The organism is Micromonospora sp. DT62, from assembly GCF_049847285.1.
In the GTDB taxonomy this organism is placed as follows: domain Bacteria; phylum Actinomycetota; class Actinomycetes; order Mycobacteriales; family Micromonosporaceae; genus Micromonospora; species Micromonospora reichwaldensis.
In genome coordinates this window covers 215,797-240,242 of sequence record NZ_JBNCOB010000001.1, presented here as the reverse complement: position 1 = coordinate 240,242, position 24,446 = coordinate 215,797, and the positions used below count along the sequence as shown (strand labels likewise).

Here is a 24,446-nt window from a genome sequence, read left to right as displayed (position 1 = left end):
ACGCCGCCCCGACCGCGCGCCGCGCCGTCCCGTCCGGATGGGGGGAGCTGTGCCCGGCCCGGGACGGGCGTGCGGTAGAACGGCAGCATGCCGACCGACGCCGTCCTGCGCGAGCTGCTCGTCCGACACCTGGAGACCTGGCTGCCGGGGGCGCTGCACCGCGCCCGGCGGGCCACCGTGGCCCTGGCGTACGCCGGCGGCGACGCCGGCTCCGCGGAGGCCGCGCTGCGGGTGGTCGCCCGGCACGCCGACCGGCTGCGGGGTCGTCAGCTCACCGTGCTGGTGCTCGCCGCCGGCACCGAGGAACTGCCGGCCCGGCTCGGCGCCGTGGAGGCGGAGCTGCCGTCGGGCGTCGCCGTGCACCTCGTGCCCGGCGGCCCGGCCCGGCTGCCGGTGGCGGTCAAGGCGGCCGGTGCGGCCGGCGCGCCCCTGCTGTCCGTCGTGGACGACGACGCCGCCGATCCCGCCGTGCTGACCGCGGCGGCGATCGGCAAGCCGGCGGACGTGCTGCTCGCCACCGCCGCCGGCACCCCCGCACGCGCCGCCCTCGCCGACGCCGGGTTCCCGCTGACGACCGAGCTGGAGCTGGTGCCCGCCGACGGGGCCCCGGCGCGGCTGCTCGCCTTCGCGACGGGGTCGGACAAGAGCCTGGAGGCGTTCAAGGAGGCGCTCTGGGCGGTCGACGGCGCCGCCGGCGTGCGCTACCGCGACCCGGCGGGGCGGCTGCTCGACGTCGTCGCGGCCCCGGAGCCCGGTCCGCTGCGCCGCGAACTGCTGGCGGAGCTGGCGCGCTCCGGCCCGCGTACGGTCACCGAGCTGCGCCGGCACGCCCTCACGGCGACCGTCTACCGGTCGTCCGACGCCGTCCGGGCGCTGACCGGCCTGCTCGACGCGGGGGAGGCGACCCGCGACCCGGAGCACGGCCGGCTCGGCGGCGACGTGGTCGTCTCGGCGCGCGGGGACGGGCCGGCGTCCTGACGCGAACGTCGAGCGGGGTGCCGGTGGATCACCGGCACCCCGCTCGACCTCGGGACCTCACGCCCGGGACTTGTCCTGCTTCCAGGACAGCGGACCCGGCAGGTCGACCCGGTGCGCCTTGGCCCGCGAGTTCCAGGACCAGCGACCGATCTTGATGCTCCAGGAGGAGAAACCGTTCTCGGTGAAGTTCAGGATGATCGGACCGTACTTCTTGCGCTTGCGGAACATCAGACCCATCGTCGGGCTCCCTTCGAATCCCTTCCCTGCCCTGTCGAACCCGAACATGCCCGGATCGCCGAATCGTGAAACCCCCCGCCCGTCCGCTCTGGACGGTGTCGAGGGGCGGTGACGATCCCTTGCGTCCGAGGGGGCCGAACCCCACCCACCGGCATAGGGGTTCGGGGCCGTGTCGGCCGACGTCGATCCCGCCCCCGATAGGGGCATTGACCGGGACCCCGGCCCCCGGCAGCATGGGGCGATGACGCAGCGGGACGATCTTCTCCACTCGGCTCGCCTGCCCGTCGAGGGAGGGCTGCCCCGCACCTCCGGCGCCCACCCGACCCCGCAGCCGGCGTGACCACCGTGGAGTGGTCCCGGCAGGGCGATGCCGACCTGCTGCCGGTGGACCGGGACCTGTTCCGGGCGCTGCTGCGCCGGCAGGCCGCCACCGTCACCGTCGTCACCGCCGTCGCCCCGGGCGCCGCGCCGGGCCACCCGGACGCCTCCGGCGGGCCCGTCCGGGCCGGCTTCACCGCCACGTCGTTCACGTCGGTCTCGCTGGACCCGCCGCTGGTCTCGTTCTGCCTCGGGACCGCCTCGTCGAGCTGGCCCGTCTTCGCCCGGGCCGAGCACGTCGCCGTGCACCTGCTCGGCGCCCACCAGCGGGAGGCCGCCCGGGTCTTCGCCACCGGCGGGATCGACCGGTTCGCCGCCTATCCGCACTGGACGCCGGGGCCGTTCGACGTGCCGCTGCTGACCGGAGCGCTGGCCCGGCTGCTCTGCCGGGTCGCGCACCGGGTGCCGGTCGGCGACCACACCCTCTTCGTGGTCGAGCCGCTCGCGCTCGGCGGCGGCGAGGACGGGGACCCGCTGGTCCACCACCGGGGCGGCTACACCACGACGGGCCCGCTGGCGCGGCCCTGACCAGGCCGGGCCCCGCCCCACGGTGCGCTCGGCGGCGCCGGTGACCGGGGGCGGCGTTCAGGCAGGGGAGCGGTCGACGACGAGCACGCGGGTCACGCTGCCGTCGTCCTCGGCGATGTCGCGTTCGTGGACGAAGCCGATCCTGCCCAGCAGCGACAGCGAGGCGTGGTTGGCGTCGGCGACCGTCGCGTACACGCGGGGCAGGCCGAGGGTGTCGAACCCGTAGCGGACCAGAGCCCGGGCCAGCTCCGTGCCGAGACCGGCGCCCCAGGCCGGCTTCGCCAGCGCGTAGATGATCTCGTGACCGTCGACCTGGTCCGTCCGCTTGATCTCGGCGTGCCCGACGTAGCGACCGTCCCGGCGCACCGCCCAGACGTCGAAGAGGTCCTCCGCGTAGACCTTCGTGAAGACCCGCCCGAAGAGGGCGCCGGCCGCCTCGGCGCTCAGCGGGCCGTCGCCCATGAACCGGCCCACCTCCGGGTCGGCGAGCAGGGACACGGCGTCCTCGGCGTCGTCCGGCCGGTAGGGCTCCAGCAGCAGACGGTCGGTGTGCAGGACGGGGGTGGGCATCAGCGCGGCTCCCAGGCGTCGGGCAGAGCCGTCAACCTACGGACGTGGGCGGGCAGCCGGCCACTGACTATCTCCGCGAGGCTCACCTCGTCGACCACCCGTCGCACGGCGGCCCGCACCGCGACCCAGAGCCCGGGCAGGTTCTCCGCCGCGCCCTCGTAGCTGGTCTCCTCCGGGCGCAGCCCGCGCACCCCGGCCAGCGGACCCTCCACGGCGCGCAGCACCGCGCCGACGGTCACCTCGCGCGGCGGCCGGGCCAGGGTGTAGCCGCCCTCGGCGCCGCGCTGCGCCCGGACGATGCCGGCCCGCCGCAGGTCGGCCAGGACGGCCTCCAGGAACTTGCGCGGCATGTCCTGCTCCGTGGCGATGGCCTGGGTGGACAGCAGCCCAGGGTACGCGGTGGCGAGGCTCAGGGCCGCCCGTACCGCGTAGTCGCCGCGCGCGGAGATCTGCACCCCGACATCATGCCCCGCGCGGTCGGCCGGTCGCGTCGGCGGGCGGGCGGGGCCGGACCACCGGCCCGGGTACCGGCCGCTCGCGGGCCGCACGGAACGCGCCCGGGCTCACCCCGACCTCCCGGGTGAAGAACCGGCCGAAGTTCGTCGGCTCGGAGAAGCCCAGCCGCCGGCCGATGCGGGCGATCGGCTCGTCGGTGGCGGCCAGCAGCCGGCTCGCCTGGAGGGCCACCCGCTCGTCGACCACCTGCTTGGCGCTGCGCCCGGTCACCGCCAGGCAGGCCCGGGTGAGCGTACGCACCGAGCAGCCCAGCCGGGCGGCGTAGTCCTCGACCCGGCGGGTGTGCTGGTAGCCGCGTTCGACCTCGCGGCACAGCCGATGGAAGGTGGCGGCCTCCGCCCGGGTCGCCGGGTGGGCGCGTTCGGGCAGCATCGACAGCCGGAGCAGCAGCACGGCGAGCTGGTGGCGGAGCAGTCCGCGCGCGACGGCCAACCCCCGGTGCCGCTGGCAGTCCACCGCCAGCTGGCTCACCTCGTTGATCACCGCGTCCTCGTCCTCGCCGGCGAGCTGGAGCCAGGCCGGGACGGCGTCCGGGTCGACGTCGAGCCCGCGCAGCGCCGCCGGATCCCAGCGCACCACCGTCGCGTCGAGCTGCGGGCCGGCGCAGCGCAGCACCTGGCCGGCGCGCACCCGCAGCAGCGTGCCGGGGCGGCAGGGCAGGGCGCGGAAGTCCAGCTCGGCCGTGCCGTGTCCGCCCGTGGTCAGCACGAGCAGGTCCTTCTCCAGCAGCACCGGACGACGCCAGCGCGGCTCGGGGGCGAGGTCACCGAGGGCGACCGTGTCGATCTCGGCGGGGGCGGTCGCCGGGTTGCCGGGCGGAGCGGGGGAGAGCTGACCGGAAGAGACCATCGCCTGCGACGGTAGCCCGGGGCGACGGTCGACGCATCCCGGAAAGGCCGCCCAGGCCAGCGACCGGCCGGTCGCACCGTGGCTCGGCCCCGCCGGCCGGGCGGTGCGCCGGGCCGCGCGGGCGCCCGGCGGGGGTTGTCGAGGTCGTCGGGGGCGGGCTACGTTACCGAACGGTAGCGCCGTCCGGTGGAGGCACGGCCGGAGCCGGTCCGCGCCGGCCGGGCCGCCCCCGCCCCGGCGGCCCCGGCCGACTCGCGATGGGATGGGCATGACGGATCTGTTCTCGGTCGAAGGCAAGACGGTCCTGGTCACCGGCGGCTCGCGGGGGATCGGCCTGATGATCGCCCAGGGCTTCGTCCGGGCCGGCGCACACGTGATCATCTCGTCCCGCAAGGCGGACGTCTGCGAGGCCGTGGCCAGGGAACTCTCCGCCGAGGGGCGCTGCGAGGCCATCCCCGCCGACCTCGGCGACGACGCCGGCGCCGGCGCCGAGAGCCTGGCCGCCGCCGTCCGGGAGCGGTTCGACCGGCTCGACGTGCTGGTCAACAACGCGGGCGCGACGTGGGGCGCGCCGCTGGAGTCGTACCCGGAGAGCGCGTTCGACAAGCTCTGGGCGGTCAACGTCAAGGCCGTCTTCCGGCTCACCACCGCGCTGCTGCCCGCGCTGCGCGCGTCGGCCAGCGCCGACGACCCGGCCCGCGTGATCAACATCGGCTCCATCGACGGCATCCGGGTGCCGATGATGGAGGTGTACGCGTACTCGGCGACCAAGGCCGCCGTGCACATGCTCACCCGCAGCCTGGCCCACCAGCTCGCCGGCGAGCAGATCACCGTCAACGCGATCGCGCCGGGGCCGTTCGAGAGCAAAATGATGGCGTTCGCGCTGGACGACCCCGCGTCCCGGGCCGCCATCGAGGGGCAGGTGCCGCTGGGTCGGATCGGTCGGCCGGAGGACATGGCCGGCACCGCGATCTACCTGTCGTCCCGCGCCGGCGCGTACCTGACGGGTGCGGTGATCCCGGTCGACGGTGGCATCACCACCCACGGCTGAACTCGGCGAAGGGCGGGAGGCGGTGCGCGTACCCCCTGGTGGGCCGGAGCCGCGCGGACTCGGCAGATCCGCGCGGCCCCGGACGGCCGGTGTGGCCGGTGGTTCAGCGGCCGGCGAGCAGCCGGGTCACCGCGGTGTCGACGTCCAGGTGCTCGGCCTCGCGGCCGCGCGGGACGACGACGTAGGTCCGCCGCAGGAAGCGCACCAGGACGCTGCGCGGCACCTCGAACAGGGCGTTGCCGTCGGGCGACGACAGCGCCAGCGCGACGAAGTCCCCACGCGGGGTGGCCCAGGGCCAGACCCGCACGTCGCCGATGCCGGCCGGCTCGTCGAGGCCCGTGACCAGCAGCTCCCGGGCGAACGACCAGCTGACCGCCTCTCCGCCGGCGGATTCGGCGTGGAACAGGACATGGACCGCATACGGATCAGCAGGGTCGTAACGCAGACTGGCACGCACCGGCAAGGCGGTGGCGTCAGGTGCGACGAGCCTTAGCGACGTCTCGACCTCTACGGTCGTCGGTCGGATGACACTCATGGACGATCTCCCCCCGGCACCGCTGCGGAACGCGCGTGTCCCGCTTTTCCCATACTCAGGTGCTACTCCTGGCTACGCTCCGCCATACGCTGACTTCACCCAGTGGTGGGAAGGGGGTCGGAAAGGCCGCGTGAATGTGAATATTCATCTAGGATTTCCGGTTCTGCCCAGTGCGTGATCCCGCCCGGCATCGGGTGGTTCAGTCGTCGACTTACTCCGGTAACGTCCAGTCGGCCGTTGCAGTGACGGGCGCGAGCCACACTGGGGGAGGAAATGGTTACGAAACGATCCTCAGTGGATCCGATGGCAGTGCCGGGCCCGCCGAACGTCGCGGCCCGAGCAGCCGAAAGGCGGGGGTGCGGGGTGCCGACGGAGCAGCACGACCGGCCCGGTCCGCCGACGACCGGCCGGGATGGCGCAGGCGGCACGACGCTGGCCGAGCGGCGGCAGCGACCCCGCTGGCGGCAGCGGCTGAGCACCACCCTCGACCTGATCCGGGCCAACCCGACCGGACGGGTCACCCTCAAGATCTTCATTGCCATCGCCGGCGCCCTCGTCGTCACCATCGGCATCGCCCTCATCCCGCTGCCCGGGCCGGGCTGGCTGCTGGTGATCGCCGGCCTCGGCATCTGGGCCGTCGAGTTCCACTGGGCCCGCCGGCTGCTCGGCTTCACCCGTCACCACGTGCACAGCTGGACCCAGTGGGTGAAGGACCGCTCACTGGCCGTACGCTTCGTGCTCGGCTCCGTCGGCCTGGTCTTCGTCGGCTCGGTGGTCTGGCTGTCCTTGAAGTACAGCTTCGGCATCGACGTGGTCGCCGAGGCGCTGCACTACCTGGCGACCCACTGACCCGGACCGACCCGGCGCTCTGCCGGTCGACCGACCGCGGCGCGGCGCGCGGACCCCGGATTTCCGGTCCGGTCCCTCGATCAGGTAGAGTCAGCGGCGCTGAGGGCGATTAGCTCAGCGGGAGAGCGCTTCGTTCACACCGAAGAGGTCACTGGTTCGATCCCAGTATCGCCCACCATCGAAGTAACGCAGAAGAGCCACCCTCGGATGAGGGTGGCTCTTCCTGATTCCATCGTCAGTCGTCGCTGGGCGTCAGCGGATCGTCAGCGAACGCCTCGCGGATGCGTAGATCCCGCCCGTCGGATCCGCCAGCCACCGACCCCAGGCAAGCCGAGCTCACCACAAGCTGTACGGGTGCGCGCGGATCGCGGTGCCAGATGAGTTATGCGTTTCAAGGCTGCTCGGGCAGGAACGGCGCGAAGTGCTCGGCCACCAGGTCGGCCACCGCTTCGGCGTCGCGGGATCCGTCGACCTCGATGACGCGGACCCCCAATCGGTGCGCGTTGCGGACCGCGTCCGCGGCTATCAACCGATCTCGCTCGACGCGGTTGCGTTGAGCGAGTTGCGGGTCACTGACCTGATGACCGACGGCGCCTGCACGGGGTAGCCGGGCGATCTGGCGTTGCCTGAACTCCTCGGTCGCGACCATGACCACCATCTGGCCGATAGAACCGGCGACCGGCGCGACCAGTTCTGGGCGTAGCCCCCAGCCCTCAGCAAGGATGGGCCGAGGGGAGACGAGGGCACGCAGGTCGTCTTGCACCCATTGGAAACGGTCCGGGAAGTCGGCGATGACCTGATTGGCCATCTCATCTGGCGTTGCTTGGATCCAGATTGCCTCCCAGTCCGGTCCGGTTGGGGACTCGCCGCGGCGGATCCGCTGTGCTACCCGCCGATCATCATGACCGCGAGCGTCGTGGTAGTCGTAGTGGTAATGGGTGAGGCCGCAGCGCTCAGCGAGAATGCCAGCGACAGTGGATTTGCCGGCCCACTGACCGCCTCCGATCCACAGGGCGCGTTGGAGGGTGATGAAGGGGTCCCATGTCATGTGTCACAGCGTGGAACCCCCGCGCTACAAGATCAAGTCTTGTTCTTCGTCCGAGGACCTGATTATCTGAAGATAGGCCGGGCGGCACTTGATGCCACGTGACGGAAGAGTCGACAGCGTTTCCCTGCCATCCCAGCGACATCCGCGAGCGCTGAACCCTCCGGCCGAGAGTCGAGGCGAGCAGATCCAGGCGGCGGAGCGAGAGGCTGCCCGAGAACGGATCCTCGCGCAGGCTGAGGCGGATCGAATACCGGCCGAGGAGACGACCCGGGCGGTACCGGAGCGACGGTGGCGTCGTGGACAGCAGTGAATTGTTGCCGGTCGGTCGGCGGGTGGCGTACTGGCGGGGGCGGCGTGATGTGCCACCTGTGCTGCTAGCTTGGCCGCGGCGGCGGGTTGCAGCCGGTCAAGGCGAAGGCTTGGATGAAGGCTCGCAGGGAGGCCGCCGCCGCCGTGGCGGCGTAGGCACAGCGAAGCGCCCCCGCCGTCGGGGGCGCCAGCCGGAAGCGTCGGCCATCCGACGACCGGTCGGCGAGATCCCCGCCCGGCAATACGGTGCCTGGCATGCGCTTCACCCGCCACCTCACCGCCGGCCTGGTGCTGGCCGCCACCGCGCTGACCGGCTGCGGCAGCCACCCCGAGCCGGCCGCCGCGCCGACAACGCCCGCCCCGGCCACCAGCGCCGCTCCCACCCTGACGCCGAGCGCCAGCCCAAGCCCGTCCGTCGACCAGGACGCGCCCCTGCCGTTCGGTAAGAGCATCCGCACCGGTGGCGGCTACGTCACCGCGACCGTGTTCGGCTACCGGCACAACGTCGCGAAGACCGCGCCCCGCCCCGACGAGCAGGCCGGCTACGTGTGGGGCGCCGCAGACGTGAAGGTGTGCGCGAACAAGGACATCGACGAGCCGTCGGTGGGTGTGTCGAACGGGCCGTGGGTGCTGGTGTTCGCCGACGACTCGGTGATCCAGCCGTCGAGCACCGGCTACGGCTCGTTCCCGGAGCCGGAGTACCCGTGGTCGGAAAAGGCGCTCGCACCGGGCCGGTGCGTACGCGGCTGCATCACGTTCCCGGTGCCAGGCAAGACGCGGCCGGTGTTCGTCGAGTACGCGCCGGAGGGCGAGCACGTGACGCCGCGCTGGGCGGTGAGGTAGTCCAGGCAGCACGAAGTGGCCCGCCCACCCGGAGGTGAGCAGGGCCGCTGGGTGGGCGGGCTAACAGGATGAAACACAACGCGTTCCCCGGAGCCGGGCGAGACTACCCCCGAAGGCTCCTGACTTGGATACTCAGCGGGTGCAGTTGATCTGCGCCAGCACCGAGTAGAGGCCCGGCCACGGCTGCGTCGTAAAGCTTCCACCGTGGCTGCACTGCGTGTCCGGGTCGAAGCCGTCGGCGCTGGCAAGGGAGCGCGCAGCGTTGTTGGCGTTGGCCAGCGCCGTGAAGTAGTTGTTGTTCATTCCCCTGCCGTAAAAGGACTTGGTTTCGGCGGCGACCGCAGGCCCGGAGAGCAGGACGGACGCGGACACCGCCCCGACCAGCGCTGTGGCTGCGACGACCCGACGAAGTGCAGACATGCGAGCTCCACTCTGTTCGATCCGAATGCCGAGCCTGCCAGAGAAATTGACGTACATCAACTACAGCACAAAACGGGTCCCCCGGCCCTCCCGGAGGAGAGCGAGGGCCGCTCGCGCGTCGATGGTGCTGACCGGGGCACCGCGCCAACGAGCCTATTGGCGGCGAGCCAGCAGCCGGGGAGCGGCGGTGACATCGCAAAGGCTTCCGGCAGCGGCTCGGTCCACTACTGACCTGCAGACCTGTTGAGGATGCGCGGAGGCGACTTGCCTCCGCGCATCGTTGCGTCGGCGGAACGCGTCAGGGGGCGGATGGCGTCATGATCGACAATCTGGTCAGGTTGGCAAGGTCGGCTGTTGGCGTAAGCTCCACCGTGGTCGCGCCTGCCGCCTTGTCCGCAGACGCTCGCCCGATCGTGACAGCGCCAACCTGACTGCTCCGCTGGGACGGATCCGGCATCAAGACACGGTTGGTCTGGTAAACCTCACCGTCTGCGGGAACGCCTTCCATGACCAGCTTTCCGCCGGTGCCACGTACGAAACCCGGAACATTACTGATATTCGTGTACACCTGGCCGGTGAAGCCGGTGCTGGTGACGAGGTCGACAGTGGCTTCGCCGCGGGCGGTATCGACTGCCGCTACGCGGCCGACCAAACCTTCGGCGGTGACGGCTAGTTGTCCTTGCCGGACTCCCTGGTTCTCTGGGAGCGCCACGATTATCTGTTGGCCGTTCCTGCCGAGTACCTCAGCGGGTACGGCCCGCGCGTCGCCGTCCACACCGTCCTCACCAGGTACCTCGAACACCTTCGTGAGGCTGGCGAACGGTCGCTTCGGCTTGACGAACCCCGCGATCGCCGTCGTCTGCGCGGTCGCAGAGATCGGGAGTTCTTTCACCACAAGGCGACTGGTGGGTCCGTCCGGTTCTTGGATCATTTCATTATCGACTGCGGTACTCGACACCCGCACCGCTGTCACGCCCGGCATGGCGAGGGCAATGGCATAGGTACCCCAGGGGTCATCACTGACCTCGCCGGCGGCTCCGGACAACCGCGAACTGACCAGACTTATCACCTGAGTCTTCACCGGGTCGGGCACCGGCCGATCAACCCGCATCCGCAAGGCGTCCGCCGCACCAAGATCACCAGTGAAGAACGCCAACCGCGCGCCGCCCTGCTTGTCGTACCCCTGCAGCACGACCACCGTCGAGCGCAGGCGTTGATGGCGCGTCGCGACAAGGGCCCGCACATCAGTGTGCGGGCCTGCCGAGTTGGCACGGTCCCAGACGCTGGTGGCCTCACGCACCAGGCCAGCGTCCACGTCTCCCACCGGGGACCACCCCAGAAACGGGCCATCCGGCGGCGGTGCAGCGAGTTGCGGTGCGGGCCCGAATCCGACAACCCGAAACATCGTGACCAGCACCGCCACGCACACCGCAGCCGCGGCTGCGGCGGCGATACGCCGCCGCCCGCGACGCCGGCCTGCCCGCCGCATGATCTCGCCTTCATAGCCCTCGGTCGGTGCCACCGACTCGGCCAGATCCGCCAGGCCGTCACGCAACTCGGTCGTGTCACGCATAGCGCACCTCTTCATCAGCAACAGCGTCGGCCTCAACCCACTGCTTACGCAGAGCCTGCAGACCCCTTGATGAAAGACTCTTGACCGTGCCAACCGAACAACCCAGTACGTGCGCCGTGTCCTGCTCGGACAGGTCCTCGTAGAAGCGCAGTACGACGGCGGCACGCTGTCGTGCCGGCAGCCCGTCCAACGCCCGGCGAATCAAGTCCCGCTGTTCCACCCCCACGTACTCGTCGCGCGCCTGACTCTCCACCAGCCGACCCAAGGGCTGCTCCCACCAGGATCGGCGCCGCCTCCAGGACACGAACGTGTTGACTAGAACGCGCCGAACGTAGTGATCGACGCCTTCCGAGCGTTGCAGTCGAGACCACGCCACAACCGTCTTGGCCAACGTCGTCTGGACCAGATCCTCAGCTTTCCCTCGGTCCCCGCACAGCAGGAAGGCGGTCCGGAGCAGCGATCCGTAACGCGCCCGCACAAAGGCTGTCACCTCCCTATCCTCGCGATCATGCATCAGCCACCCGCACCCTCAGTTCCAATCTCACGGCCACTACTTACGCTCTCGACCCCAGCAAACGTTGCCGTGACTCCGGAACTTTTTGACGATCGACTAACTCGACCCGCGGGTCGGTAAGGGTGACGATCAGCCCGGCTTCCTTGGTCAGCTCCCGGGCCCGCCGCGTCGGCCGCGGTCTTCGCGCCCGGCTCGATGTGGCCGTCGGGCAGCGCCCACCCGCAGCCGTCGCGGCGCTCGATAATAAAGATCAAGCGGCGAGCTGGTCCCGCCGTGCCTGCAGTTGCTTGAGGGTCAGGGCGAGGGTCACCATGCGGATGCCGCCGCCGGCTTCCGGGCTGAAGCCGTGCTCGTACTCGAAGTCGGACCAGGCGATGTACCGCTCGTCGTTCTCCTTGGGTCGGTAGGCGCCGGGCGCGTCGGCGAAGTCGTCAGCGGTGATGGTGGCGGTGAGCGCGTCGTGCAGCTCCCGCATCTGGGTGGGGTTGAGGTCGAAGTCCACCGTGTCGGCGCCGTCGCCGATCTCCAGGTTCCGCCCGCGCCGGAGGTCTGCACCGAGTCCAGGTACCGGGCGTCATCGCCGTCACGGGGGTGCAGCGCCCCTCGGGCCGCATCCCGGGCGCCGGTGGGGAAGCCCGACGGCTACGAGTGTCAGTGTTCCCGTCGACGGCGGATCTTGATGTTGTCGAGGTCGGTCGACACCGACTTGAGGTCTCGGTAGTCGGCACCGATTCCCGAGACGGCGGCTGCCGCGAGCGCTTCCGCCTTGCCAATCACGATCGCTTCCTTGTCCTCCTCGGTGGCCGAGACCAGGCAGCGGAAGGTGAAGGCGAGTAGGGACCGCTCGTAGGTAATGGTCCCTTCCTCGGTGAACTTCGCCCGGAACACGTCGTGTTCGTCAGCCTTGGCGAGCAGCGCGGCCCGCTGCTCGTCATCGAGTGGCGCGAACTTGCCACGCACGATGACTTGATATGTCTTGCGGGCCATTGCTGGGGCCTCCGATTTTGGCTGAGATCACGACATCGGTCGGCGGGCCGGTGCGGCCGGAAGGGCAGATCGCGGTCGCCAGGCCGCTGGCCGACCACTGCGGCGGTGGCGACCCTACCCGGAGGAACACTGAGACGCATGGGCATTTCACAGCGGGTGAGAGACCGTCAGGGTTTCCGGGTGTAGCTGACGGTCGGAGCTTGCGTCTTGTCGCGCGCGCCGAGGACCTCGTTGACGAAGTCGTCCTTGTTGCGTGCGTAGGCCATCAGGTCAGCGCCGTGAGCGTGCGCAAGATCGCGCTTGAGGCGCTCGTACCGGGACCGGTAATCAGCTCTGCACCGCAGCGCATCGCGGAACACGACTCGTCGCCGCCACAGCAGGGAGGTCGGCTCGGTGAGATGAAGCTGGTAGGTGCGCTCCCACCTGCCTCTCATCGTCCCTTCTCCTCATAGAACCCCGTCTCGACGGCTGTCAGCCATCCTGCTACGACCGGGTCAGGCCGTCTGAACGCCCCTTCCCGGAGCGCCCCTCTTCCGCCTCGCTGGCCGCGATCGTGGATCGCGGCCCCGCGAGGGATCTACTCACCGCGGACCTGCACGTCATGGTGCGGTACGGCATCGAGGAAGCGTCGGGCCGCGGCGGGGGTCCGGATGCCGAGGATGCACCCACATGCCGCGGCACACGTTCGTGACGACGACGCGTGACGCCAACGTCAGCCTCCGCGACGTGCAGATCGCCGCCTGCCGCGCCGACCGAGAACCACGATGCGCTACGCCCGAGCACGCAAGAACCTCGACCGCCACCCCAACTACGTCCTCGCCGCGTACATGGCCTTCGGGACAGCGCTCACGGATCTGCCGAGTTAAGTGCATTTGATCAAGCCAGAAGGCGGTAGACGGCAACGAACGGATGTGGTCAAAAGTGGGGACATGGCGAGCCGCCCTATGTCCCCACTTCTGATTCCCGCTGTATGCGTATGTTGCCTGGTAGGGCTGTGACTCCCGCCGTTGAGAGTGCAGATCAGTTCATCGAGTCCCCCATCACCACGACGAAAGTGAATCCGGCGCTCGTCGGACGGCGCAGGGAAATGTCACACTTGATCCGGCGCAGTACCTCGTTTCTGCTGAGGCGGAGCCCTTGCGCGATGAGCCGCTCCGGGCGGACCGGCACCGGATCCTCGAAGTCAACCTTCACCTGCAGTGGCCACGCCTCGTCGAGCTGGGCCGGCGGGGTGTCCAGATGCCAGGCCCCCTGCCAGTTCAGGGTGTACCGGTTGCGCCGGGCGAGCAGCGGATCCAGCAGCGTGGCCGCCACGAGCTCCGGATCGTTGGCGTGGTAGCCGTCGAGTAATACCGGATCGAAGGATTTGACCGGCGCTCGCTCGTGCACGGTGAGTTTGCTCGTCCGATTGCAGGACACGCAACGGACCAGCAGCCACACGTCCAGCAGCTTGCCGTTGGCGTTGACGCGGAACCTGCCTTCGCCGGTGGTGGCTGACTCCGACCGGCAGTCCACGCACCGCAACGACAGCAGAGGCAGCCTGGTCCGGCGAACGATCCAGGGCAGCACAGTATGAGGTTGTGAAGACACGATGATCTCTCTGAAGACCTGACACGAGGCCGATTGCGCGCGGCCTCAAACGCTGCATGAACGGGCGCACGCGGGCAGCCCGGCAGAACCGACGGGAGGGTCGGCCTGTAGATGCGCGGAAGAAGGCGTCAGGTCTAAAGAGCGGGCGGGGTCACGCGGTTTGTCCTCTTGTCCTCGCTGCGACGGGGCATCGGCAACCTACGGGAACGCGGAAGTAGGGCTCAAACGGTTTTCCGGCTCGAAGAGTGATCCGCCTGCGGGGGGCACGTCGGGATCTCGTTGGACCAGGAGCGTGCCTTGCTCACGGTGGCGGAGAGCGGCGACAGCGAAGCCGTGGCCGAGGTCGTCGAGGAGCGTTTCCGCGGACAGCCTGAAGGCCAGGTCGGCCGTCCGCTCATGCTGCGATCAGCGCGCCGCGCCAGACCAGCGCGGCGCCAGGGAAGGGGCGCGCCGGGACCGCGCGGCAAGGCCCGAGCATGGGGGCGGTGTCCGCCGAGGGGTGCGGTCCGTGACACGGGAGCCGACTCAGTCTGTTCCGACAGCGGCCGTACGAGCAGTCGAGGCCCGCTTGACGTGGCGGGACGAGCAGCCGGCCTGCTCCCTCGAAGGGCGGGTCGGTGGTCGAGATGAAGCTGCCTACTTCACCGTCTTCATCGGCTGCCCGGTCAAGGCGCTGTAGCCGACAGCAACCAAGATCATTACTCCGGCCACTGCGAACACCACGCCCACCACCCGTTCCAGCAGGATGAAGCGCGCTAGACGCTCCTCGTGCGGGACGTCGGGTAGCGAGCGCCACGGTGGAACTTGCCGCAGCACGCTCGCCGCGGACATCGATCGCCGCACATGCCACTCCGTCACCCCGCGAAAGTTGGTGGCCAGGGCGGCGCCTACGAGGCTCACAGCCGGGCCGATGATGACAGCCGCCAGGACACGCCAGGTCTCCATCTGCCCCCTCTCGGTGTGTGACGGCGGGCGTGGGCGGCGCCGGACGCCTTTGGACGCCGGTGGGCCGTTCGAACAGCTCAGCCCTGCTGGTGACGCAGCTCAACGACGGCCAGTGCTTCCTGGGGACAAAGCAGCCACGAGAGTCTACGCGGGGCAGCAGGACTGGCGGCCCGGATCGCACCCCGGGTCCGCCCATTACCGTGCGTTCGCCCCTGCCGCCTGCCGGCCAGTCATCCACGCCTGGTGTCTCCTGTTGCTGTCGACCGCATCGGTGACAGCAACCAGCCGGGACGAGGGCAGCCGCTGGCGGCCGAGCGCGATCCATCGCCCGAGGGCGCGTACGCGGATGGACGTTGACGCACGGAGCTCACAGGACTTACCTGCGAGGAGCAATTGTCAAATCCTGTGGTTGACCCGAACTGCGTGTAGCCATTGATCGAGGGCTGCGAAGTCGTCGTCGGTGAGGCCTCGCGATGCCACGACGTGATGGAGGAGGGCTTGGCCGGAATGGTGCGCGGACACCCAGTCCCGATCGGCGTCGCTGATCTCGTCGTCGACCCAGGCGAACGGGCGTCCATCCGCCCACGCCACCACGGTCCGGGTCTTCCAGTGAAGTCCGAACCACTGGTCCTCACGCTCGTGCTCGTCGGAGGCCTCCGGCCAACGCACGACTGGTAGGCGTGGCAACCCGATCCGGGGCGCGATCTCGGTGTTCGCCTCCTCCTCCCAGGTCGTGGCCCAGACCAACGCACATGGCAGCGCCGCCAGACGCTGCCCGACTTGTGGATCGAGCCGCGCCAGATGCGAGGTCGACACGGCGCCTGACAGTTCGCGCTGCGGACCGTCCCCGAACGGAAGGAGCGGCCCATCGACATCGAGGAACAGCAGTGGACTCTCCGCATGGTCGGTCATGCAGCGGCGAGCTGTTCGCGCTCGACGAGCACGCCCTTGTCGAATCGGGTCCCGGCGCGCACGAGAGCGACCAGGTGAGGAGCGTCGACCGCGCGCCAGCGTTGCTGGGCGGATGCGATGAGCTTGAAGGTCATCGCAAGGGCGGCTGCGCGGGATCCGGCACCGCGTGACCTTGGTGTGCAGCCGCACGCCGATGGGGTGTCGGCCGCGGGGCAGGGAGTCCCGGCCGTCACCACTCTGATCATGTCACCGCAGTTCACGCGACTGCCCGTCCATGCCCGCCCCTGTTCGGCGTCGATGAACACCAGGTCAGAAGCCGTCGGTGCCGCCAGACACCAAAGAGGTCACCGGTTCGCTCGGTATCGTCCACCGCATTTATACAGGTCAGAAGCCCGTCGCTGGTTCAACCGGTGACGGGCTTCTCTGCTATTGCCCCATGACGGCCGCTGCACGGCAGATCCGGATGCCGGTGGACGTCACCGGCCCGACGCTTCGTCGATGCCGTACCGAACCATGACGTGCAGGTCCTCGGTGGGTAGATCCCTCGCGAGGCCACGATCCATGAACGCTGCTAACGAACGGCCGATCTCGTCTCCTGCCACGTCGGCCAGTTCCTCATCGTGTGCGGCGCGTCGGAGGGCATCCAGCGCGCGCGGGTCGTTCCAGTTCGCGAGGTCGACCGCGGCCTGGCACCGGAGATCTGGGTCTCCCGACTGGTCCAGCAGCACCGCGTGTAGGCGCTCGGCGCGCCAGTCCCACCGCGGTCGCTCGGCTGCCTGTAAGCCGTCGCACAGCTCCCTGGGTGGCCGGTATCCGTGCTCCTCAACGTAATGCAGGATCATCATCGGCGCGGCGTAGATCTTCCCATCGGGCAGATAGTAGCGATACTCGCCGTTGCCCTTGAAGGCCCCGCAGAAGTCGCAGTCGTGCCAGCCGAGCGTGATGCTGCCGAGCCGCTGGGAGGCGGCCCTGAGCCGCTCCAACTGGGCACCAGTCATCGGCGTCGCGCTGGCGCCCTGCACTCCGTGGCGGCGCCCCAGCCACCCGACGGCCCGCATCGGCAGTGGAAAGCCGAGGTAGTCGTACGGCGACAGGTCAAGGTATTCCACGCCACGATCATCCGGCACGTGGGACCGAGACCGGCCCCGAGCACAGGGGCGACGGCACGTGACGGTGACTCACAGAACGCGCCGTCCGATCGCCGCCAGACGGCGGGTCTCCTGTCGGCCAGGCTGCTGTCATGAACAACGCACTTGAGGGCAAGGTAGCTCTGGTTACTGGTGGTGGTCGTGGCATCGGCGCCGCGGTGGCGTTGCGCCTGGCGGAGGACGGCGCCGATGTGGCGTTGACGTTCCAGCAGAATCAGCAGCGCGCCGATGACGTGGTGGACCAGATCAAGGCTGCGGGACGGCGGGCCATCGCCGTGCGGGCGGACAGCGCCGACCCGGCGGCGGTGGTCGGCGCGGTCGACCGGGTCGCCGGCGAGCTGGGTCGGTTGGACATCCTGGTCAACAACGCCGGTGCGTTCCTGCTCGGACCGCTGGAACAACTCAGCCTGGAGGAGTTCGAACAGACTGTCGCGGTCAACGTCCGGGCACCGTTCGTCGCCTCCCAGGCCGCGGTGCGCCACATGTCGGCCGGTGGGCGGATCATCAACATCGGCAGCAACATGGCCGAGCGGGCGGTCTTCCCCGGCTTCTCGCTGTACGCGATGAGCAAGACCGCCCTGATCGGCCTGACCAAGGCACTCGGACGCGAGCTTGGCGGCAGAGCGATCACCGTGAATCTGGTCAACCCTGGGGCCACCGACACCGAACTGAACCCGGCCGACGGCCCCAACGCCGACACGATCAACGGGTTCACCGCCCTCGGTCACTACGCGGACCCGGCCGATGTGGCTGCTGCGGTGGCGTTCCTCGCCAGCGCCGACGGGCGCTACGTCACCGGGGCGACGATCAACGTGGACGGCGGCTTCACCATCTGATCACCACCTTCCCAGCCACCCTTACAACACCGCTACGGCCCGTTCCTCCGTCGGGGGACGGGCCGTAGCCATTGCCGGTCGTTCAGCGCCCGAGCCGGACCACCTCGATTCGGCACGTAGGAAGCCGTACACCGGTGAGCCGATCAGTGTGCGCCGGATCTGCGCCTCGCACCCGCAAGCCGTAGGTCGGCGGTTCAGGCCACGAGCAGGCGGAGGCCGAGCTCTGCCGTGTCGAGGGCGAGGAGATCGCGGTTGCGCTCGGCCCACCGGCCTGAGGCGAGGTCTTCGCGGAGATTGCGGACTGCCCGTTGCTCAGCCTGCGGTCCGACTCTGGTCCACACCGAGACCGCGCGGCGGACATGTTCGTCAAGGTACGCCTCGGGCCGGCGCCAGTGTGCCTCGAAGAAGCCGTCGGCGCAGTCCCACGGGACGAGCAACGGCTCCGCGCGGCCTCCGATCGCGCTGGTCAGGTCGGCCAGTGAGGGCCAGCCGACGAGAAGGTTCGCGAACTCGGGCAGGTAGTCGCGGGTGAGCCAGAACCGTTCACGCCAGCCGGTGTCATCGGCGTCGTACGTGAACACCACCACGCGGCGGGCCACCCGCCGCATCTCACGCAGCCCGGCGACGGGGTCCGGCCAGTGGTGGACGGTGCTGACGGCCATCGCGGCGTCGAAGGACTGGTCCTCGAACGGCAGGTTCTCCGCATGGGCGGCCACGCACGGCGCCGCACCCACGGGACGCTGCGCCCGCATGACCGCCGACGGTTCCACCGCCGTGACGTCCCGGTCGGGTGGTTCGTAGGAGCCGGTGCCAGCCCCGACGTTCAGCACCGTTCGTGCGTCCCCCAGCGCATCCCAGATGCGTGCGGCGATCCGCGGCTCGGTGCGCCGCGTCGCCGGGTAGGCAGATCCGATGGCGTCGTACAACTGTGCGCCGAACACCTTCAGCTGCTCCTCCGGCGTCGTCCTGATCCCCATCGCCCGTGCCTCCAGTTCCCTGTCAATGGCCGTCACCATGGCGGCAGCGCGGTCGCGCTGGTCCACCAGCAGGCCGCGCAGCCGGCACAGGTGCGCGACCGCGTCGGTGGCCGGGTCGTCGACCAGATCCGCGATCTCCCGCAACCCGAAGCCGAGCCGCCGGTAGGCGAGCACCTCCCGCAGCCGCTCCACGTCACCCGCCGAGTAGGCCCGGTGCCCGGCGGTGGTCCGCGTGGACGGCTCCAGGAGGCCGATCTCGTCGTAGTGATGCAGGGTGCGGACGCTGACCCCGGCCAACTCCGCCACACGCCCCACCGTCAGGTGCTCCGCCACGCCCCCGACTATGTGGCATGACGTCGCGTGAGGAGCAAGCGCTTCGCCGCCGGCGCGTGGTGGGCGGCGACTTGCACGTCGCGGCCACCGCCGCATCCGGAACGACCGCCACCACCTCGACGACCTCGCCCAGCTCCGTGCCGTTCTGCCTCGGCGGTGAGTCCCGACGGGATCGCGGAAATTCGCGGCGTCCTTGCCCGACTGTCGGGCCAAGATGGAGGGCTTGTGCCCGCCGCCGTGGCGCGGAACGGCGCAGTCCGTCCGGTCTGAGGAGGCCCCTTCTTGTTCACCCTTCCATCGACGCGCGTGTTACGGGAGCGCGACTTCCGGCTGCTGCTCGGCGGGCGCATCACCTCGCAGCTCGGCAACCAGATCACCGTCGTGGCCCTGGCCTTCGGGGTGCTCGACCTGACCGGTTCCGCCTCCGACCTGGGGCTCGTGCTCGCCGTGGAGGCGTTCTCCCTGGCGCTGTTCCTCGTGATCGGCGGCGCGGTCGCGGACCGGATGTCCCGGCGCCGGCTCATGATCACCGCCGACCTGGTGCGGTTCGCGTCGCAGGGCCTGATGGCGGCGCTGCTGATCTCCGGCCACGCCAGGATCTGGCACCTCCTGCTGTTGCAGGTGGTGTCCGGAATCGTCTCGGCGTTCTTCATCCCGGCCGTCAGCGCCCTGCAACCTGAGACGGTGCCGGCGGAGCACCACCGGGAGGCCAACGCGCTGCGGGGGCTGATGATCGCGGCTGCGGGGGTGGTGGGGCCGGCTCTGGGCGGGCTGCTGGTGGTGGCGGTCGGCGCCGGTTACGCGCTGGCGTTGGACTCGCTCTCCTTCCTGCTCAGCGCCGTGCTCATCAGCGCGATCCGGGCCGGCGCCGCGCCCGTCGCCAACTCGGGCAAGAGCGTGCTGCGTGACGTTCGGGACGGCTGGCAGGACTTCCGGTCGCGCAGATGGCTCTGGCCGGTGACGCTCCAGAGCGCGCTTGTGCGGATGCTCGGCTTGGCACCGTTCATGGTGCTCGGCCCGCTGATCGCGAAGGACGAACTCGGCGGGCCGGCCAGCTGGGGCCTCATCCTGGGCGCGCTCAGCCTCGGGGCGTTCGTCGGTGGATTCGTCGCCATGTCGGCCCACCCCCGGCGGCCGTTGATCCCGGCGGTGGCCGGAGCGTTCCTCTTCGTACCCATGCTCCTGCTGCTCTCCGTCGCGGCTTCCCCGGTCGCCATCGCCGCGGTCGCGTTCCTCGGTGGGATCGCCCAGTCCGTCTTCTGGACGTACTGGCAGACGGCCATGCACGAGAACGTCCCGCCGGAGACCCTGTCGCGGATCAGCTCGTACGACTGGCTGGGCGCCTACACCTTCGAACCGATCGGTTACGCCCTGGCCGGCCCGGCGAGCGCCCTGATCGGGGCCGGCGCGACGCTGGTCGCCGGGGCCGGCGCCGTCGCGGTCGGCACGGCAGCGACGCTCGCGGTGCCGGAGGTACGCCGGATGCGGGCGCGGTCGGCCGGCACGGGGGACCCGCAGCCGGCCAGCGCGACGGGCGGATCCGCCGAACCGACGCCCGACCCGGCGCGGGCACAGGGTCCTGCAGCGTAGGCCCGCCGGCGGCCAGCGGAGCCCAACACGCAGACGAAGCGTCCGCAGGAACTCGCGTGCCGGCTCTGGGCGACGGACGACACCGCGGCGAGGCTGCTGGCGATCCTGATCTGCCGCCCGAAGGCGTTCGGGCGTGACGAGTTGGACGTCATGTTGCGCGGGACGCGCACACCCAAGGTGCACGACTGGCTCGTGAACTACGTGGTGAAGAAGAACCCGCACTCCGAAGAGCTGCGCCTGGCGTGGTCCGCCGATCCTGATCCAGTGGTGGCGAGTGCCGGCTGGGCCCTGACCGCCGAACGCGTGACGAAGAGGCCCGAAGGCTTCGACCTCGGAGGACTGCTCGACGTCATCGAGGCGGAGATGGGAGACGCGCCGGATCGCCTGCAGTGGGCGTTGAACGAGTGCCTGGCTCGTATCGGGATCGAGCACGCCGGGCACCGCGCCCGTGCGATCGAGATCGGCGAGCGCCTGGGGGTGCTCAAGGACTACCCGACCTCCCCGGGCTGTACGTCTCCGTTCGCGCCCGTCTGGATCACCGAGATGGTGAGCCGGCAGCAGGGCAGTGCGTGAGGAACCGGTGACGAGCGCAGCGTACTGACGGGCAGATCCCGTCGGCGTGGGAACGACAAAGGCCGCGCGTGCGGGCCGGAGAACAATAAAGGCAAGGAGGAGAACTCCTTGCCACCATTAACATATACCGCACCCCAGGGCTTGCGGCAAGACCCCGGTCGTGGCGCAGAATCGTCGGCCGAGCGCAGGAATCGGCACACCATGGGGGATTCATGTTCGATGTGATCATTGTTGGCGGCGGGCCGACCGGCATGATGCTGGCGAGTGAACTGCGTCTTCGGGGCGTCCACGTGCTCGTGCTGGAGAAGGACGCCGAGCCGCCGCCGTTCGTGCGGTCGCTCGGGCTGCACGCGCGCAGTATCGAGGTGATGGATCAGCGGGGGCTGTTGGAGCGGTTCCTCGAAAACGGCAGGCAGTATCCGCTCAGGGGATTCTTCGCGGGCATCGAAAAGCCCGCCCCGACCGGGCTGGACACCGCCCACGGATACGTGCTCGGCATTCCGCAGACGCTCACCGACCGGCTGCTCGCCGAGCATGCGGCCGAAGTCGGGGCCGAGATCCGGCGCGGTGGTGCGGTGGTCGGGCTGGCGCAGGACGACGACGGCGTGACCGTACACCTTGGGAATGAAACCGCGACCGAGCTGCGGGCGCGGTTCGTCGTCGGCTGTGACGGTGGGCGCAGCACGGTTCGGAAACTGCTCGGGGTCGGATTCCCCGGCGAGCCGTCGAAGATCGACACCTTGCTGGGCGAGATGGAGGTGACGGCGTCCCCGGAACACCTCACCGAGGTGATGACCGAGGTGCGCAAGACCGAGAAGCGGTTCGGGATCGGGCCGTCGGGCAAGCCGGGCGTGTTCCGGGCGGTCGTACCGGCGGAGGGCGTGGCCGAGGACCGTTCGGTGCCGCCGACGTTCGAGGAGTTCAAGCGACAGCTACGCAGGTACGCCGGCACCGACTTCGGCGCGCACTCCCCGCGCTGGCTGTCGCGCTTCGGCGACGCGACCCGTCAGGCCGAGCGCTACCGGGTCGGCCGGGTGTTCCTGGCCGGGGACGCCGCGCACGTCCACCCGCCCATGGGCGGGCAGGGGCTCAATCTCGGCATCCAGGACTCGTTCAACCTGGGGTGGAAGCTGGCGGCGGCCGTCAACGGCTGGGCGCCGGACGACCTGCTGGACAGCTACGAGTCCGAGCGGCATCCGGTGGCCGCCGACGTGCTGGACAACACCCGCGCGCAGATGCAGCTGACGACCAACGAACCCGGACCGCAGGCGGTTCGGCGGTTGTTGGCGCAGCTCATGGACTTCAACGACGTCAACCGGTTCCTGATCGAGAAGATCACGGCGATCGACATCCGGTACGACTTCGGTGCGGGCCATGACCTGCTCGGGCGGCGGCTGCGCGACGTCGGGTTGAAGCCCGGGCGGCTGTTCGAGCTGTTGCGCACCGGCAACGGGCTGCTGCTCGACCAGACGGGGCGGCTTTCGGCGGACGGCTGGGCCGACCGGGTCGACCACGTCGCCGACACCAGCGAAGAGTGGGACGTGCCGGCGGTACTGCTCCGGCCGGACGGGCACGTCGCGTGGGTCGGCGAGGACCAGCAGACGCTCGACGTCGCGCTCACCAGGTGGTTCGGCGGCGCGGGAACTCCCACGGCCGGGTGAGGGACGCAGGCACGTCGAAGGTGGACAACGGCGATCGCCGTACGGGGATAGGGTGCTCGCGACCGGCCCTCACGATCGGACACCCGGATGACGCTCTCCAGGACGACGGCCACGCCGCAGTGCGACCGCCGATGATCGACCCGCGACAAGCCCACGACGTGGCCCACGCGATCGCCACGGCGGCCCTGGGCCGCGACCCCGGCCCCATGACCGTCGCCGACAGCCTCTCGCACCACGTCTACCTGGGGGCGGACGTCGTCGTCAAGGTCGTCGACGCCGGTCGCCACTCGCGACTGGACCGGGAGATCGCCCTCGCGCCCCACCTGCCCGCCGGCATCACGGCGCCGCTGCTCGACAGCGGGCGCTACGAGCTGGAGACCCGCGAGGTCCGCTACGCCTGCTACGCCCGCGCGCCCGGGGCGACGCCCGGCATGGACATGCCCGGCGTGGACGAGGTGACCGCGCGCCTGCTGGCGGCGGAGGCGGTGCAGCGGCTGCACGCACTGCACCGCTGGACGCCTGCGGCCCCCGCCCGGCAGACGCTGGCAGAGACGCTCGACCACGGCGGGTTCGTCAGCCAGGCCGCGCTCTTCGCCGAGGTGGAGAATCTCGGCGCCCTGAACCGGGACGGGATCATCCCTCGCCGGGTGCTCGACGGTCTGGCGGCGATAGCGGAGGGCGCGCCGGCGCAGGCGAGCGTGACCGTCCCGGTCCACGCGGACTGCCACTGGGGGAACTGGCTCGCTCGCGACCGCAGGGTGACGGCGCTGCTGGACTTCGAGTGGGCGCGCTTCGGTGAACCGATGGATGACTGGTTCTTCCTGGTCCGGTTCAGCGGCCCGCACATGGAGGCCGTCCTCGACGTCGTCGCCGACGCGACGGGGACGTCCCCGGCCACCCTCCGTCGGGAGTGCGAGGTGCGCGAGGCGTGCTACCTCGCCGCGGACCTCCGCGTCTCGCTTCAACGCCCGGACATTCCCGCGCAGACGGTTGCCGAGAACGTTCGTGACCTCGAGGAACTCGTTCTCGAGAACCCCTGGTGGCGCCACGCCCCGTGACGCCGGCGGCGGCGTGGGTGGGTGTCCGCGCGTCCTGCGGCAGCTCTGACGCCCGGCGACGTGCCGTCCACGGGGCGGTGCCGGGGCGGGCGTCGTGCGATCATGATCCACAACGGAAGGCAGTCGACTGTGGATTGGGCCTTGGTGACCATGAAGAGAGTGTTCTCGACCCTGATGGCACTGGTGACCGTCGCGTCGGTCATGACGATCGGCGCGCCCGCCGCCCAGGCGGCCGGCTCCTGCTCGGGCACGATCATCTACAGCCAGGTGCAGTCCTCGGGCTACGGCGAACTGGTGATCTACTACCACAGCAGCAACGGGGGCACCAACAGCGCGTGCTTCTACCACCGGGGCGCGGCCTACGGGAAGTCGGCACCCACCTTCGTGCAGATCTACCGCTGCGCCGAGCGTTCCGGTGAGGGCGCGCACTGCACCCGCTCGGGCAGCGCGGACACCGACTCCGGTGACTTCAGCTACCACGCCGGCCCGGTCGGCGTCACCGGCACGGCGTCCTACTGCGTCGAGGCGGTCGGCTACATCGGCTGGGCCGGCCAGCGCCACCAGATCTACAGCCGCCGGCAGGGCTGCTGACCGAACCCGCCCGGTCGGCCAGCGGATCAGGTGTCGGCCGTCGCAGA

Annotated in this window: 27 protein-coding genes, 1 tRNA gene and 2 pseudogenes; 12 read left to right on the top strand and 18 right to left on the bottom strand. The window is 70.3% G+C overall.

Translation table 11 applies throughout. The annotated features are described in order from the left end of the window. Positions 1 to 87 precede the first annotated feature (87 nt). Positions 88 to 978, top strand: a complete 891-nt coding sequence (locus ACPXCB_RS01055; RefSeq protein WP_425871319.1) for a hypothetical protein — start codon at positions 88 to 90, stop codon at positions 976 to 978. A gap of 57 nt (positions 979 to 1,035) precedes the next feature. On the opposite strand, the gene ACPXCB_RS01050 is transcribed toward ACPXCB_RS01055, so the two are convergent. Further along, positions 1,036 to 1,215 carry a DUF4236 domain-containing protein gene (locus ACPXCB_RS01050; RefSeq protein ID WP_007075522.1) on the bottom strand — a complete coding sequence of 60 codons (180 nt, stop codon included), beginning with the start codon at positions 1,213 to 1,215 and terminating at the stop codon, positions 1,036 to 1,038. 336 nt (positions 1,216 to 1,551) lie between these two features. Between ACPXCB_RS01050 and ACPXCB_RS01045 the strand changes: the two genes are divergently transcribed. Then, a complete protein-coding gene (locus ACPXCB_RS01045) occupies positions 1,552 to 2,121 on the top strand; it encodes a flavin reductase family protein (protein ID WP_425871317.1) in 570 nt (189 codons plus the stop codon). Positions 2,122 to 2,178: 57 nt separating this feature from the next. On the opposite strand, the gene ACPXCB_RS01040 is transcribed toward ACPXCB_RS01045, so the two are convergent. Genes ACPXCB_RS01040 through ACPXCB_RS01030 form a run of 3 tightly spaced genes read right to left on the bottom strand, consistent with a single transcriptional unit; the run spans position 2,179 to position 4,056 of the window. After that, positions 2,179 to 2,691: a GNAT family N-acetyltransferase gene (locus ACPXCB_RS01040; protein WP_425871315.1), complete on the bottom strand. Its 513-nt coding sequence runs from the start codon at positions 2,689 to 2,691 to the stop codon at positions 2,179 to 2,181. Then, on the bottom strand, positions 2,691 to 3,146 hold the full coding sequence (locus ACPXCB_RS01035) for an RrF2 family transcriptional regulator (RefSeq protein WP_425871314.1): 456 nt from the start codon (positions 3,144 to 3,146) through the stop codon (positions 2,691 to 2,693). The genes ACPXCB_RS01040 and ACPXCB_RS01035 overlap by 1 nt, the downstream gene beginning before the upstream one ends. A 7-nt stretch (positions 3,147 to 3,153) precedes the next feature. Then, positions 3,154 to 4,056, bottom strand: a complete 903-nt coding sequence (locus tag ACPXCB_RS01030) for a helix-turn-helix transcriptional regulator (protein ID WP_425871312.1) — start codon at positions 4,054 to 4,056, stop codon at positions 3,154 to 3,156. A gap of 268 nt (positions 4,057 to 4,324) precedes the next feature. Between ACPXCB_RS01030 and ACPXCB_RS01025 the strand changes: the two genes are divergently transcribed. Continuing rightward, on the top strand, positions 4,325 to 5,107 hold the full coding sequence (locus tag ACPXCB_RS01025; protein WP_425871310.1) for an SDR family oxidoreductase: 783 nt from the start codon (positions 4,325 to 4,327) through the stop codon (positions 5,105 to 5,107). Between the two features lie 103 nt (positions 5,108 to 5,210). Here ACPXCB_RS01025 and ACPXCB_RS01020 read toward each other — a convergent pair whose 3' ends face one another. Then, the gene (locus tag ACPXCB_RS01020) at positions 5,211 to 5,642 is read right to left on the bottom strand and encodes an SsgA family sporulation/cell division regulator (protein ID WP_053653619.1); all 432 of its coding nucleotides are present in this window, start codon (positions 5,640 to 5,642) and stop codon (positions 5,211 to 5,213) included. A 303-nt stretch (positions 5,643 to 5,945) separates the two neighbouring features. On the opposite strand from ACPXCB_RS01020, the gene ACPXCB_RS01015 reads away from it, so the two are divergent. Both ACPXCB_RS01015 and ACPXCB_RS01010 read left to right on the top strand, forming a co-directional pair. Next, positions 5,946 to 6,491 (top strand): TIGR02611 family protein, encoded by a 546-nt coding sequence (locus ACPXCB_RS01015; protein WP_425872099.1) that lies wholly within the window; start codon positions 5,946 to 5,948, stop codon positions 6,489 to 6,491. 103 nt (positions 6,492 to 6,594) lie between these two features. Beyond that, positions 6,595 to 6,669: transfer RNA gene (locus ACPXCB_RS01010), tRNA-Val, on the top strand. 213 nt (positions 6,670 to 6,882) lie between these two features. On the opposite strand, the gene ACPXCB_RS01005 is transcribed toward ACPXCB_RS01010, so the two are convergent. Further along, positions 6,883 to 7,539: a hypothetical protein gene (locus ACPXCB_RS01005; protein ID WP_425871308.1), complete on the bottom strand. Its 657-nt coding sequence runs from the start codon at positions 7,537 to 7,539 to the stop codon at positions 6,883 to 6,885. Positions 7,540 to 8,103: 564 nt separating this feature from the next. Here ACPXCB_RS01005 and ACPXCB_RS01000 point away from each other — a divergent pair. Continuing rightward, positions 8,104 to 8,691 (top strand): hypothetical protein, encoded by a 588-nt coding sequence (locus ACPXCB_RS01000; RefSeq protein WP_425871306.1) that lies wholly within the window; start codon positions 8,104 to 8,106, stop codon positions 8,689 to 8,691. A 132-nt stretch (positions 8,692 to 8,823) separates the two neighbouring features. Here ACPXCB_RS01000 and ACPXCB_RS00995 read toward each other — a convergent pair whose 3' ends face one another. From ACPXCB_RS00995 to ACPXCB_RS00945, 11 genes and pseudogenes are all read right to left on the bottom strand, one after another. Then, positions 8,824 to 9,168, bottom strand: coding sequence for a hypothetical protein (locus ACPXCB_RS00995; protein ID WP_425871304.1), 345 nt, complete (start codon positions 9,166 to 9,168; stop codon positions 8,824 to 8,826). Between the two features lie 241 nt (positions 9,169 to 9,409). Then, positions 9,410 to 10,684, bottom strand: a complete 1,275-nt coding sequence (locus ACPXCB_RS00990; RefSeq protein ID WP_425871302.1) for a rod shape-determining protein MreC — start codon at positions 10,682 to 10,684, stop codon at positions 9,410 to 9,412. Then, entirely contained in the window at positions 10,677 to 11,198 is a 522-nt protein-coding gene (locus ACPXCB_RS00985) for a SigE family RNA polymerase sigma factor (RefSeq protein ID WP_425871300.1), read from the bottom strand. The genes ACPXCB_RS00990 and ACPXCB_RS00985 overlap by 8 nt, the downstream gene beginning before the upstream one ends. Positions 11,199 to 11,448: 250 nt before the next feature. Continuing rightward, positions 11,449 to 11,700: a hypothetical protein gene (locus tag ACPXCB_RS00980; RefSeq protein WP_425871298.1), complete on the bottom strand. Its 252-nt coding sequence runs from the start codon at positions 11,698 to 11,700 to the stop codon at positions 11,449 to 11,451. 149 nt (positions 11,701 to 11,849) lie between these two features. Then, complete coding sequence (locus ACPXCB_RS00975) at positions 11,850 to 12,185, bottom strand: DUF6204 family protein (RefSeq protein WP_425871297.1); 336 nt, start codon at positions 12,183 to 12,185, stop codon at positions 11,850 to 11,852. Positions 12,186 to 12,352: 167 nt separating this feature from the next. Beyond that, the gene (locus tag ACPXCB_RS00970; protein ID WP_425871295.1) at positions 12,353 to 12,619 is read right to left on the bottom strand and encodes a GrpB family protein; all 267 of its coding nucleotides are present in this window, start codon (positions 12,617 to 12,619) and stop codon (positions 12,353 to 12,355) included. 586 nt (positions 12,620 to 13,205) lie between these two features. After that, a complete protein-coding gene (locus ACPXCB_RS00965) occupies positions 13,206 to 13,754 on the bottom strand; it encodes a DUF1062 domain-containing protein (RefSeq protein WP_425871293.1) in 549 nt (182 codons plus the stop codon). A gap of 657 nt (positions 13,755 to 14,411) precedes the next feature. Next, on the bottom strand, positions 14,412 to 14,720 hold the full coding sequence (locus ACPXCB_RS00960) for a hypothetical protein (protein WP_425871292.1): 309 nt from the start codon (positions 14,718 to 14,720) through the stop codon (positions 14,412 to 14,414). A gap of 396 nt (positions 14,721 to 15,116) precedes the next feature. Continuing rightward, positions 15,117 to 15,632, bottom strand: a complete 516-nt coding sequence (locus tag ACPXCB_RS00955) for an HAD domain-containing protein (RefSeq protein ID WP_425871290.1) — start codon at positions 15,630 to 15,632, stop codon at positions 15,117 to 15,119. After that, positions 15,629 to 15,821, bottom strand: a pseudogene (locus tag ACPXCB_RS00950) (IS256 family transposase); the annotation flags it as partial. The pseudogene ACPXCB_RS00950 and the gene ACPXCB_RS00955, both read right to left, overlap by 4 nt. 287 nt (positions 15,822 to 16,108) lie before the next feature. Beyond that, positions 16,109 to 16,741 carry a HEAT repeat domain-containing protein gene (locus tag ACPXCB_RS00945; protein WP_425871288.1) on the bottom strand — a complete coding sequence of 211 codons (633 nt, stop codon included), beginning with the start codon at positions 16,739 to 16,741 and terminating at the stop codon, positions 16,109 to 16,111. A 131-nt stretch (positions 16,742 to 16,872) separates the two neighbouring features. On the opposite strand from ACPXCB_RS00945, the gene ACPXCB_RS00940 reads away from it, so the two are divergent. Next, a complete protein-coding gene (locus ACPXCB_RS00940) occupies positions 16,873 to 17,616 on the top strand; it encodes an SDR family NAD(P)-dependent oxidoreductase (RefSeq protein WP_425871286.1) in 744 nt (247 codons plus the stop codon). 194 nt (positions 17,617 to 17,810) lie between these two features. Here ACPXCB_RS00940 and ACPXCB_RS00935 read toward each other — a convergent pair whose 3' ends face one another. Beyond that, on the bottom strand, positions 17,811 to 18,926 hold the full coding sequence (locus ACPXCB_RS00935) for a MerR family transcriptional regulator (RefSeq protein WP_425871284.1): 1,116 nt from the start codon (positions 18,924 to 18,926) through the stop codon (positions 17,811 to 17,813). A 306-nt stretch (positions 18,927 to 19,232) separates the two neighbouring features. On the opposite strand from ACPXCB_RS00935, the gene ACPXCB_RS00930 reads away from it, so the two are divergent. From ACPXCB_RS00930 to ACPXCB_RS00910, 5 genes and pseudogenes are all read left to right on the top strand, one after another. Further along, entirely contained in the window at positions 19,233 to 20,516 is a 1,284-nt protein-coding gene (locus tag ACPXCB_RS00930; RefSeq protein WP_425871282.1) for an MFS transporter, read from the top strand. A gap of 42 nt (positions 20,517 to 20,558) precedes the next feature. After that, positions 20,559 to 21,089 (top strand): annotated as a pseudogene (locus ACPXCB_RS00925) (DNA alkylation repair protein); the annotation flags it as partial. Positions 21,090 to 21,301: 212 nt separating this feature from the next. Continuing rightward, positions 21,302 to 22,750, top strand: coding sequence for a rifampin monooxygenase (gene rox / locus ACPXCB_RS00920; RefSeq protein WP_425871280.1), 1,449 nt, complete (start codon positions 21,302 to 21,304; stop codon positions 22,748 to 22,750). A 131-nt stretch (positions 22,751 to 22,881) separates the two neighbouring features. Next, on the top strand, positions 22,882 to 23,808 hold the full coding sequence (locus ACPXCB_RS00915) for a phosphotransferase (protein WP_425871278.1): 927 nt from the start codon (positions 22,882 to 22,884) through the stop codon (positions 23,806 to 23,808). Positions 23,809 to 23,958: 150 nt separating this feature from the next. After that, positions 23,959 to 24,399 (top strand): hypothetical protein, encoded by a 441-nt coding sequence (locus ACPXCB_RS00910; RefSeq protein ID WP_425872097.1) that lies wholly within the window; start codon positions 23,959 to 23,961, stop codon positions 24,397 to 24,399. Positions 24,400 to 24,446 lie beyond the last annotated feature (47 nt).

Coding starts and splice junctions, on each gene's coding strand:
- ACPXCB_RS01030 (WP_425871312.1), bottom strand. CDS start 4,056: ATGGTCTCTTCCGGTCAGCTCTCCCCCGCTCCGCCCGGCAACCCGGCG.
- ACPXCB_RS01020 (WP_053653619.1), bottom strand. CDS start 5,642: ATGAGTGTCATCCGACCGACGACCGTAGAGGTCGAGACGTCGCTAAGG.
- ACPXCB_RS00955 (WP_425871290.1), bottom strand. CDS start 15,632: ATGACCGACCATGCGGAGAGTCCACTGCTGTTCCTCGATGTCGATGGG.
- ACPXCB_RS01040 (WP_425871315.1), bottom strand. CDS start 2,691: ATGCCCACCCCCGTCCTGCACACCGACCGTCTGCTGCTGGAGCCCTAC.
- ACPXCB_RS00990 (WP_425871302.1), bottom strand. CDS start 10,684: ATGCGTGACACGACCGAGTTGCGTGACGGCCTGGCGGATCTGGCCGAG.
- ACPXCB_RS00960 (WP_425871292.1), bottom strand. CDS start 14,720: ATGGAGACCTGGCGTGTCCTGGCGGCTGTCATCATCGGCCCGGCTGTG.
- ACPXCB_RS00995 (WP_425871304.1), bottom strand. CDS start 9,168: ATGTACGTCAATTTCTCTGGCAGGCTCGGCATTCGGATCGAACAGAGT.
- ACPXCB_RS01005 (WP_425871308.1), bottom strand. CDS start 7,539: ATGACATGGGACCCCTTCATCACCCTCCAACGCGCCCTGTGGATCGGA.
- rox (WP_425871280.1), top strand. CDS start 21,302: ATGTTCGATGTGATCATTGTTGGCGGCGGGCCGACCGGCATGATGCTG.
- ACPXCB_RS00915 (WP_425871278.1), top strand. CDS start 22,882: ATGATCGACCCGCGACAAGCCCACGACGTGGCCCACGCGATCGCCACG.
- ACPXCB_RS01055 (WP_425871319.1), top strand. CDS start 88: ATGCCGACCGACGCCGTCCTGCGCGAGCTGCTCGTCCGACACCTGGAG.
- ACPXCB_RS00975 (WP_425871297.1), bottom strand. CDS start 12,185: ATGGCCCGCAAGACATATCAAGTCATCGTGCGTGGCAAGTTCGCGCCA.
- ACPXCB_RS01025 (WP_425871310.1), top strand. CDS start 4,325: ATGACGGATCTGTTCTCGGTCGAAGGCAAGACGGTCCTGGTCACCGGC.
- ACPXCB_RS00910 (WP_425872097.1), top strand. CDS start 23,959: ATGAAGAGAGTGTTCTCGACCCTGATGGCACTGGTGACCGTCGCGTCG.
- ACPXCB_RS01050 (WP_007075522.1), bottom strand. CDS start 1,215: ATGGGTCTGATGTTCCGCAAGCGCAAGAAGTACGGTCCGATCATCCTG.
- ACPXCB_RS00970 (WP_425871295.1), bottom strand. CDS start 12,619: ATGAGAGGCAGGTGGGAGCGCACCTACCAGCTTCATCTCACCGAGCCG.
- ACPXCB_RS00985 (WP_425871300.1), bottom strand. CDS start 11,198: ATGCATGATCGCGAGGATAGGGAGGTGACAGCCTTTGTGCGGGCGCGT.
- ACPXCB_RS00940 (WP_425871286.1), top strand. CDS start 16,873: ATGAACAACGCACTTGAGGGCAAGGTAGCTCTGGTTACTGGTGGTGGT.
- ACPXCB_RS01015 (WP_425872099.1), top strand. CDS start 5,946: ATGGCAGTGCCGGGCCCGCCGAACGTCGCGGCCCGAGCAGCCGAAAGG.
- ACPXCB_RS01000 (WP_425871306.1), top strand. CDS start 8,104: ATGCGCTTCACCCGCCACCTCACCGCCGGCCTGGTGCTGGCCGCCACC.